The 11,155-nt window shown below is 34.7% G+C and carries 9 protein-coding genes; all 9 read right to left on the reverse strand.

Annotated elements, in window-relative coordinates; genetic code table 11:
- Position 1 precedes the first annotated feature (1 nt).
- Positions 2 to 1,852, reverse strand: coding sequence for a hypothetical protein (locus tag CO726_RS27910; protein WP_099686429.1), 1,851 nt, complete (start codon positions 1,850 to 1,852; stop codon positions 2 to 4).
- The gene (locus CO726_RS27915) at positions 1,842 to 3,662 is read right to left on the reverse strand and encodes an AAA family ATPase (RefSeq protein WP_136699888.1); all 1,821 of its coding nucleotides are present in this window, start codon (positions 3,660 to 3,662) and stop codon (positions 1,842 to 1,844) included. The genes CO726_RS27910 and CO726_RS27915 overlap by 11 nt, the downstream gene beginning before the upstream one ends.
- Before the next feature lie 105 nt (positions 3,663 to 3,767).
- Complete coding sequence (locus tag CO726_RS27920; protein ID WP_098759233.1) at positions 3,768 to 4,028, reverse strand: LemA domain protein; 261 nt, start codon at positions 4,026 to 4,028, stop codon at positions 3,768 to 3,770.
- A 76-nt stretch (positions 4,029 to 4,104) separates the two neighbouring features.
- Entirely contained in the window at positions 4,105 to 5,532 is a 1,428-nt protein-coding gene (gene arcD / locus CO726_RS27925) for an arginine-ornithine antiporter (RefSeq protein WP_099686431.1), read from the reverse strand.
- A 213-nt stretch (positions 5,533 to 5,745) separates the two neighbouring features.
- Positions 5,746 to 7,257, reverse strand: coding sequence for an ABC transporter permease/substrate-binding protein (locus CO726_RS27930; RefSeq protein ID WP_099686432.1), 1,512 nt, complete (start codon positions 7,255 to 7,257; stop codon positions 5,746 to 5,748).
- A gap of 3 nt (positions 7,258 to 7,260) precedes the next feature.
- Positions 7,261 to 8,208 carry an ABC transporter ATP-binding protein gene (locus CO726_RS27935; RefSeq protein ID WP_099686433.1) on the reverse strand — a complete coding sequence of 316 codons (948 nt, stop codon included), beginning with the start codon at positions 8,206 to 8,208 and terminating at the stop codon, positions 7,261 to 7,263.
- A 102-nt stretch (positions 8,209 to 8,310) separates the two neighbouring features.
- Positions 8,311 to 8,868 (reverse strand): YdcF family protein, encoded by a 558-nt coding sequence (locus CO726_RS27940; RefSeq protein ID WP_099686434.1) that lies wholly within the window; start codon positions 8,866 to 8,868, stop codon positions 8,311 to 8,313.
- Between the two features lie 158 nt (positions 8,869 to 9,026).
- Positions 9,027 to 10,157: an RNA-guided endonuclease InsQ/TnpB family protein gene (locus CO726_RS27945; protein ID WP_099686435.1), complete on the reverse strand. Its 1,131-nt coding sequence runs from the start codon at positions 10,155 to 10,157 to the stop codon at positions 9,027 to 9,029.
- A gap of 669 nt (positions 10,158 to 10,826) precedes the next feature.
- The coding region (locus CO726_RS27950; protein ID WP_136699889.1) for an IS30 family transposase at positions 10,827 to 11,155 on the reverse strand (329 nt) is incomplete at its 5' end.

An 11,155-nucleotide genomic window follows, 5' to 3' on the forward strand; every position in this document is an offset into this window, starting at 1 on the left:
TTTACTTCTTAATGCTTTTTAACCACTTCTCAAAAATTTGTACCATTCCATGTTTTCCAGCTAATTTTTCTTCCCCTTGTTTCGTTTTATATGGATATAATTGCAAGAACACACCACATCCAGACTCAATTTTTTTACTATGCATATGACTTCCCGGATATACACAAATGACTTCGTAAATGGCCCTTCGATGATAGACTCGCTTTCCATCCTGTTCTTCTACATATTTTATAGACCAATACTTATACATTTGCTCAGTTGCTTTCGTATTTCCAACGTACTGAAAAATATTGTACATTGGGCTATACTTCACTTCAATAATAATAGAAGATTGATATGCATAGTTCTCCTCTTCTTTTACATAACAGTCTAAGCGAATATCTGGCTTCTTCGTGTCTTCTCCATTATAAAAATTACTTCCTTTACTTAATGCAATAAGAGGATGTGTTTCAATTAAATCATTAAATGCGACATGTACCTTAATATCATCTCGATGTAACACTACTGTCGTTCCATCTTGTAATCCATCTACATAAAAATGTTCTTGTATTTGTTCACGGATGGAATTTCTAGCCTCAAAACCAATTTGCTCTAACATGGAAATAACGATAAAAAAAGCGTAATATTCATACACTAAAAATGTTGGTTTATAAACAAATAATAAAGATGGAGATTGATCTGTAAATTGTGGAAGTAAATCTAAATGCTGTAGTAATTGTTGATGTGGTATCGGTAAATTATGTGAGTTCATGTTACCAGTTTCAGAAACTTCTCTCCAAAATGGAGAATGCATTAAAGTTTGAAAGTATTGTACACTATCATGTACAAAATGCGCTAATATTTTATATTCTTGTATCTTCATTGAGATTTTTCGTAAATCTGCCTCTTTTAGTAAATGTATATTTTTATATTTTTGTTTCTCTCTATCAGTCACTGATCCATTCCGTTCAATTGTTTGTATAATCGTTTTTACAGCTTGAAATTCTTCTGATTTCTTCTTTTTTTCTCTTTCTAATATTTCAATTGTTTGCTGCAAAAAACTTTCCGCTTCAAGTAAATAGAGATAAAATTGCATTGCTTTAAATTTAAGAAATGCATTTTCCTTACTATTTTTTTGTTCTATCAATTTACGATTATAATATTTTGCATACGGTTTTCTTTCCGCCACTATAGTTCCTTTTCTCGTTGCTTTCCGCTCCTTTTCTTCCCATTTATACTCATGTGTAAATTTTAAGCTTGATTCTATTTTCTTAAAAATTTTCTTTATCTTTTTCATTTTTTGCGGCAACTTTCTAAGTAGCACTAAATAAGAAGAATCTTCAATATCACTAAGTGCAGAGAAAGTCTTTTTATAATAACCTCTATCTAAAATCAACTCATTTAAAATGGCTTTCACATAGTTTTGAATCATTTCAAATTGATCATCAAAAAAATTTTTGGGAACGACTTGAAAAGCGCCATAATACGTTCGATCTTCTATATTCACTTCAAAATGATATAAACCACAACGCCATGGATAAAAAAATTCTGTTTTACCATGTTCATATATTAATACCTTTTGTTTTTTTTCATTTATTTCATACTTTGACTCTTTTATATTTTTCTGTCCCTCATATACTTTATTCCATATAAAAGTAATATTCATTGGCCTTTCATACTGGTAATGCAATCTGATTGGTTTTAATTCTTGCACTTTATAAATACATTGAACTAATGCTGTAGTAGATGTACAAAGACGATTTAATAAAATATATTCCCCTTTCGCCTCCGTTCCAATGATTAACTTTAATACAAAAGGGAGCGTTTCTTTCGTATCAACGATTTCTGTTTCATATCGCCCTTCATTTTGCATAGCCATACAACTCCAGTTCTCTACGCTTTTCTCTTAAATATGCTAAAGAGTGTTCAAATGTAGATACTCTGTTTGCAAGTGGAGATTGCAAAAGAGGTACTAATGTCGCTCCCCTTTTTACTTCTTCTGACAGTAAAGACCCAACCATCATTTCCGTTCCTCTTATTTTCGTCAATACACGTTGCTTTATTTGTAAATCAAACCCCTCTTCTCTACTGATCATATAGGAATGATTATTTTGGAACGGTATATTTTGCAAATAAGTAGCTATTGCGTTTGCACATCGAAAAGAAATTCCCTTTGACGTATCGTGTGATGACAATACACCATGTAACTTATCTAATAGCTCTAACTCTTCTTCAGAAAACACCTCAATCATCGCTTTATTCCTGACCCAATTCATGCGAAATTCTCCTGTAGTTACTTTCAGAGGTGGTTGTAATACAACTTTCTCTTGTTCCATACACATTTCACAAAACGGAATTTTTTGTAAAGTTATTAAATTCGTCCGATCTAATAATCGATCTGAGAGCTCTTTCGTTGTTTCATCAAAATTTACAGTACCGACAAAAATAATATTTTCTCCAATTTCAATTGTTGGTGGAATTAGATTTTCTTTTTCTTGTACACCTTCATATAAATTTAAAATACGGTTTTGCTTGTCAAGTTGAAGAACAGATAGAAATGGAGTAAACCAATGCTCAATATGTGACATATTCATTTCATCAAAAACTATGATATACAGCTGATTTTGATTTTCTTTTGCCTTCATTAACGCCCTAACTAATTTTGTTTCACTTTCAATAAAAGTACCATTTGGATGAAGGTAACCAAGTATATCATGTGGTTCTTGATACGATGGTGAAATCGGAATCCAAACCAATTCTTCTCCATACTGTAACCCAAGTGCTTCGGCATAAGCTTGCACAAAACGGGATTTCCCAACGCCCGGTATACCACCAAGAATCGTCAATATATCTGTTTTCACACTTATATGAAAATTATAAATGTCCGTTTCATCCAAATATAGCCCTTTATTATGCACAAAACTTTTTACATACTGTAAAAATACGGATTCACGCTCATCCCATTCCCATTCATCCTTTTGCACTTTTATTTCCTCTATTTCAACATGCTTACCTTCTTCAGTCATTCGCTTTTTTAATTGCTCATACATTTGATTGCTTACAAAATACAATTGATGTTCTACCGCTATTTCTACATGCTTCATCCAGTCATTAAAGTCTATATACTTACATTCCCGCTGCTGTTCAAAATATGCGATTGAACTAATTGATGATGACTTTAAAGATATATTTCCATATAACCTTCCATCGTGCCACAATAATTCGGGAGGCTCAAAGTCTTTCGGATATTTTGGCATTAGAAATGATAAATAACCATTTCCAAGTTTTCTTTCTAAAGACTTTCCTTTTTTGTAATCAGAAACTTTAGGTACTGGAATCATTTTATAGCTGTTTGCTATTTCTCGCGGTTCTTCTGCACAAATTAACTCCACGTATATATGTCCTCTCTCGTAATAGAGACGAAACATAACCAATTGCTTTTCTAATTTTCTTTTCTTTAATTCCAAAAAGACTTTTTCATTCTTTTTATTGCTACATAAACCTTCAAATACGTATGGTTCATTTTTTAATTGCTCTTGTAACGTGAATGGTATTGGAGATAGGCATTGTACAAAGAAATTCTCTCCATTCTTCTCTCCCACTGCTTTTGTAAATTTTCCGATAAACCTCATATAGTACATTCGTTTTATAAAACTTGGCTGAAGAGCTTTATGTAATTTCACCTTCGTCACCTTCTTTTTTCATACTATTCTTAGTGTATGAAAGAAACGAAAAACTAGAAACAAAAAACCTGACGTTATCCGCCAGGTTCAAAATGAAAACGTATATTAATGAGATGGAAATGCTTTTTTCTCTTGTAAAATGGCATTATGAGCAATTTTCATTTTAGCAAGTACATATCGTAATCGATCTTCAGCATTTTCATCTGTATTTTGCTGTAATTCTGCCAAATTCTCTACAGCACTCGCTAAATTTTCAATCACTCCTCGCAGTTCAGGATGATGATTAAAAAAAGATTCTTGCACTAATACTTTCCTTACTTCACTAGCTAACTCTACAATTCTGGTCAATTGTTCTTTTTCTTCCATTTTCATCCCTCCTGAATATATTATGTATTAAATATTCTCTAGCCAAAGAAAAAAGCCCTTTAAATGAAAAGGACTTTTACATTTTTATATTTCCAGTCAATAACATATAAAGAGATGTGACAGCTGCTACTACAATTGCCCACATTACATATCTCTCTATACCAGTAAAACAACGATTCCCTTTTTCTTTTCTTGCATACACGTAAACAATGATTCCGATTCCATATACAATTGAAACGAGCAATAAATTCTTCAAACCAGCTGCATAAATAAGCCATACAGAGTAAATAGAAGCAATTAAAGCTAGCGAACCGTTTTTTACTTTCGCATCTTTTAGTTCATTTGTAATGACTAATTTGAATTGGAATAACGCTGATAATAAATATGGTACTAAAATTGACGTTGACGCTATGAAATACATAATTTGATATGTTGATTCTGAAAACAGAACGATTATAAATATAATTTGGGCAACGCCATTTGAGATCCATAATGCCATATGTGGCGTTTGTTTTTTATTTGTTTTCGTAAAGACTTTTGGAAACACACCATCTTTTCCTGCTACGTGGGAGATTTCAGAAACAAGTAAAAACCAACCTATTAATGTACCTACAAGTGAAGCAACTAATCCGATATTAATCGCAACTGCGCCCCATGTCCCAACAACATGCTCTAATACATGTCCCATTGACGGAGTTTCTAAAACAGAAAGCTCTCCTCTTGTCATCGCTCCCATTGACAGGACAGAAATTAAAATATAAATAGACATTACTAAAATAAGTCCTAATACTGTCGCTTTACCGACATCTCGACTATTTTTTGCTCTTCCAGATAATACTACCGCTCCTTCAACCCCAATGAAAACCCAAAGAGTTACAAGCATTGTATTTTTCACTTGACCAAGTATAGAGGAAACTGAAATAGTTCCTTCTCCCCAAAAATCATGTGTAAATGTATCCCAGCGAAATGCTGTTACCATTACAACAATAAATAATACAATCGGAACTAATTTCCCGATTGTTGCAATCACATTCATAATTGACGCTTCACGAATTCCAAATAAAATTAGAAAATGAAGTGTCCATAATAAAAGTGATGCTCCAACGATAGACGCAACATTATTTCCGCCTTTAAAAATGGGGAAGAAATAACCTAATGTACTAAACAGTAACATGATTGTTGCAACGTTTCCTAAAATTCCTGCTAGCCAGTATCCCCAAGCGCTGTTAAATCCAATATATTCACCAAAACCAGCACGTGCATAACTATAAATTCCGCCCTCAAGCTCCGGTTTTTGTCTTGCTAACGTTTGATACACGAGCGCGAGTGGAATCATTCCCATCGCTGTAATACACCAGCCAATTATTATAGAGCCGCTATTTGCTCCTACTGCTAAATCATGCGGTAAACTAAAAACACCGCCACCAACCATTGTTCCGACTACTAATGCAATTAACGGAAAAAACCCTAACTTCTTTTCTATTTGTACCACCCCATCTGTCATTCTAGGTGTTATGTTCGTTCAACTATTAAAGTCACCTTTTTCTCTAATAGACGTTTCTCTTATATTTTTTCAGGAAAACATTACTTATTCTAAAAGAAAATGAAGAAAAATGGAATACTTTTTTGAAAAAATGTATAAGTATGCACAAAAAAACCGTTCATTTTGTAATGAACGGTCATTTCATACATATAAATTTGTATATTTCTTGTAAAATTAACGAAGTAAATTCTCTTTTTGTAAAAATTGTTTCGCAACTTCTTCACTACTTTGTCCATTCACATTTACTTCATAATTCATTTTTCGCATTTCTTCATCTGTAATCTTCCCAGATAATTTATTTAATACTTTTTCAAGTTCAGGATATTTCTGTAATGTCTCTTTTCTTAATAATGGTGCACCTTGATATGGTGGGAATAACCCTTTATCATCTTTTAGTACTTTAAGTCTGTACTGCTCCAACTCACTATCTGTTGAATATGCATCGATTACGTTAACATCCCCTGATTGAATTGCACTATAACGTAGTTTCGGTTCCATCGTTTTCACATTTGAAAACTTATAGTTATATAATTTTTGCATTCCTTTATAACCGTCTTCACGATCAACAAATTCTAATGTGAATCCTACTTTCGCATCCTGTGCAATTTTTCCTAAATCAGAAATTGTATTTATATTATTTTGAGCTGCTATTTTTTTCGGCATAGCTAATGCATATGTATTGTTATACTCCATCGGCTTCAACATGGCTATATTAAATTTCTTTTCCATTCCTATCCGAGCTTGTTCATATACTTCATCACGATTTGTACTTTTCGGTTCTTCCTTCACGAAAGTAGATAAAGCTGTTCCTGAAAACTCTGGGTATATATCTACTTCTCCTGATTTTAACGCTTCAAATACAAACGCTGTTTTTCCAAGACCTGGTTTTAATTCTACATGTAAATCGGTATCTTGTTCAATAAGCTGCTTATACATTTGAATTAAAATTTCAGGTTCTGATCCAAGTTTGCCCGCAATAACAATATCTTTCTTTTGTGTATTCCAAAGAAATGGAGCGGCGACCATTACAAGAGTGATGCATATCGTCAATATAACACGCTTAGAAGAGCGTTTTGGTTGTTCAAGTATGCGAAGTACTACATCAAAGAATAAAGCGAGTAACGCGGCTGGTACGGCCCCTAAAATGATAAGCGTATGATCATTCCGATCGATACCAAGTAATATGAGTTTACCGAGCCCACCAGCACCTATAAGAGCTGCTAATGTCGCTGTTCCAACAATTAATACCATCGCCGTACGAATACCGGCCATAATAATTGGTAATGCAAGAGGAAGCTCTACCTTCCACAGTCTTCTCCAGCTATTCATCCCCATAGCTCTCGCTGCTTCAATTAAAGATTCATCTAACTCCCGTATTCCTGTATATGTGTTTCGCAAAATAGGTAATAGTGCATACACAACTAATGCGATAATAGCGGGAAGTTTTCCGATTCCTACTAACGGAATTAAAAGTCCGAGCAACGCAAGTGATGGGACCGTCTGCATAACTGCAGAAGTTCCTATTATAAACTCAGCCATTCTTTCTTTTCTCGTTAATAAAATGCCAAGCGGTACCGCAATAATTACTGCAAAAAATAATGAAATAAGCGATATTTGTAAATGCTCACTTAATGCACTTAACAATTCTATTTTTCGTTCTTGAAACGTTTGAATAAAATCAATCACTGTTTAGCCTCTCTCCTTCATTTGTTCAACTATGTAATTGACAATATGACGACTTGTTAATGCTCCAACATATTGACCATTTTCTTCAACCGGCACTGACTCTTCAGCTAGTAAGCGAATAAGTGCTTCTTGTAAAGGAGAATGCAAAGATAAAGCCGTCCCTTCAACTCGTGTGCGATCGTCTAGCGGCATTACATCTCCTATATTCATGCCCTCATACCAAGGTCGTCCACGATTTCCAATGAACTCCTCTACAAATTCATTTTTTGGATTATTTATAATTCCTTCTGGTGTATCTAATTGAACAACTTTTCCTTCTTTCATAATACAAATACGATCTCCAAGTGATAATGCTTCTCGCATATCATGGGTTACGAACACGATTGTCTTTTGAATCTTTTTTTGCAATTGTACGATATCTTTCTGAAGCTGCTCCCTACTTAACGGATCTAGCGCACTAAATGGTTCGTCCATAAGAACGATTTTCGGGTTTGCGGCCAATGCCCGTACGACACCAACGCGCTGCTTTTGTCCCCCTGACAATTCATCAGGCATCCGATCGCGATATACGTCTGGATCTAGCCCAACCATCCGTAACAATTCATCGACACGCGCTTTTATTTCCTCTTTGCTCCACTTTCTCATTTCAGGAACAACTGCAATATTTTCAGCTATTGTCATATGCGGAAACAAAGCGATTTGCTGCAACACGTATCCTATATTCCAACGCAATTCGTTTATATTATATTGTTGAATATTTTTTCCATCGATTAAAATCGATCCTTCAGTCGTTTCAATTAAACGATTAATCATCTTCATTGTCGTTGTTTTCCCGCAACCACTCGGACCAATAAGGACAAAAAACTCTCCCTTTTTAATTTCTAAATGCAATGAATCCACTGCTTTCGTGCCATCTTCATACGCTTTTGACACATGATTAAATTGAATCACAAATACAACTCCTTTAATGTTGTTTCCTTTATTTTGATGGAAGATGAAATTCATTTCAAATGATACGCATTATTCCACAAAAAAAGAGCTCCCATTTGAGCTCTAACGGTCGAACAATATTGTTTTCATTATTGCAGCATATTCACGTACATACATTTTCCTCTTAGAACGCATTGGTGTTTCAGCAGCTAGCGCCTCCATCTTCATGCCTAAACGCTTTGCAATTATTTTCGTTCTATATAAATGATACGTATTACTCACAACTACCGCATGTTTCACATCATACAAATCCATACTAAACTTTACATTCTCATACGTATTTGTAGATTGATCTTCTATTAAAATACGACTCTCATCTATACCACGCGCCATTAAATAATTTCTCATACTATGAGCTTCCGGTATATCTTCATCTTCCCCTTGACCACCTGAAACAATTACTTTCGCTTCAGGATGGGAAACTAAATATTCCAACGCTACATCCAAACGGTTTTGAAGAGATAAAGACGGTCTATCTCCAAATAACTTTGCGCCTAATATAAGAACGTATGGAGAGTGATTACTCAATTTTTCATGAGCAACATTTTTCATTCGAAACGTCATATAAAGAATGTATAGTGGTGGTAATAATAAGATTATAAGCAAGATCCATTTGTTCATAAATAAGTTTGCACTCCGATACGATAAACTTAACTAAATCTATACAATTCAATCAAATTTACACGAGTTAGTGCTTCATCGTGTTCTCGCAACCCCGAAGGGACGAGGGGTATAACACTCCACACGAGGCAGTATCGTTACCTCCTATTATCAAGCATTTATTTTACCCATCTTGATAAATTTATCGCAGCATTTACATCCCTATCGTGATGGCTATTGCACCCAACACAGTCCCATTCACGAATCTTTAAACTCCACTGTCCTTCTGGTTGAACTGAATGGTCGTATTTAATTCCGCAACATGAGCAAATCTTGCTTGAAGCGAACCATTTATCAGCTTTTACATACTCAATGCCGTACTTCTCACACTTGTATGATAAACATTGAAAGAAGAAGTTTAATTTTTGAAAGGAAAATGCTTTCGATAGTTTTTTGTTTTTTAACAGGTTTGAGATAGATAAGTCTTCCACAACAATCCTCATTGGTTTGGTTTTCACCAATTTAGCTGTTGCTTGATGGATATGGTTATTTCGGATATTCATAATTTCCCTAGATAACCGCAGGTGCTCAGCTTTAGCTTTTTCATATCCGGCAGATTGAATTTTTACACCTTTTTTAAATCTCCTAGACATATCTCTTTGTGCTGACTTTTTCCTTTTCAAAAGTTTTTTAACCTTGGCATCTTTGTTTATATTTCGTTCTTTCATACCATTAGAAGCTACAAAAAGCTCTTTTAAACCAACATCCACACCAATCGACTCATCGGTTAGTTCTTGGGATTCAAAGTCTTCTTGGAACCCTACACTAACCCACCAGTGCCGACCATCAAAGGTAACTCTTGGATTGGATGTTTTTTTGTTTCTTGGTAGTTGTTGGCTTGTTTTCACTTCTCCAATGGACTGAATATGAACTACTTTCTTTCCTATAATCAGCCTTTCATAATTGGCATAAAATCCTTGGATTAAATCTTTTTTGGATTTATAAGAAGTGTGATAACCATTTTTGTACTTTTTGAACGAATGTTTCCTCGCCTTATCAAAATCTTTTGAAGCCTGTTTGGGAACTTGTGCGTTGATGTCTTTTAACCACTCATATCTCTTTCGCTTCTTGATCTTTGTAAATCGTTTCTGTAAAGCTAACTGTGAAACAGATTTTCCAAATAGCTTATAGTATCTATCACTCATTCTTTTACAATAGTTATAAGCAAATCTTGCAGCACCAGCATGGTTTCTAAGCACTTTTTCTTGTTCAGGCGTTGGAATTAGTCTAACTTTCTTCGCCAATATCATCAGAATGTAACTCCTTTAATGAAAGATTTGTTCTTCTGAATCGTAGCGTGTTCCACCAGCATTCTCCTGAGACTACTCGGATGCAAACCTGTTAATTCTGATACTTGACTAACTCGTGAAAATTTCATTATTATTCTTACCTCATTGAATCTACCGTAGCACATACGTTCGATATATTCAATGAGGTTTGATAGATTTAATTAAATTTATCTCGTTCAACTAAGGGCGCAATTCCTTAGCCAGTTCTCTTATGAACTTCTCATGTTTTCACATGAGCGCAGACTATATGTTTATCTCTTTAGAGATAGAGGATTTTTCCACCACCATAGGCTTGTGATGTACTCTCGTCAGTTATACGAGATAGTCGTTGAACGTTCATCCTATCCATTTTGACTTAGATGATTCGAGGCGGAAGACCCATTGTTCTAATGTTTAGGATTTAACCTTGCACCATCTGATTGATTTTTTCTGCTTTCGCAACATTCACGCTCACCATTTCTAGCCACGTTGTAGTTCAATCAGCTTTAGGGATTGTCCGCAGTTAACCCTCACTACTAGCCAATCACTTGACTAGCAGGGCTTACTGATATACTTAATTAACTTTCGTTATAATTGGTTAAATAAATCGTAACAGTTAGTTACCCTTTCTTTTTATTATATGACAGTTTGTCAATCTAAGTGCGACAGTTCCTCCTGAAACGCTTCGTGGGCAGTTTTCCAACCTAAACATTTTCTTGGCCTTTGATTAATAAGAAGTAGCGCTTGATTCAATTGTTGTTGTGAAACAAGGCTCAAATCGGTTTTTTTCGGATAAAACTCACGCAATAGGCCATTTGCGTTTTCATTACTTCCACGTTGCCAGGAAGAATAAGGATCGGCAAAGAACACTGCTATTTTCAAGTCATTTTCTACTCGTTGATAACACGAAAATTCTTTTCCCCTATCAACAGTAGCGGTTTGAAATGCAGTGGATGGATACATAGAAGTAAGCTGTTTGA

The organism is Bacillus fungorum (genome assembly GCF_002746455.1).
In the GTDB taxonomy this organism is placed as follows: Bacteria; Bacillota; Bacilli; order Bacillales; family Bacillaceae_G; genus Bacillus_A; species Bacillus_A fungorum.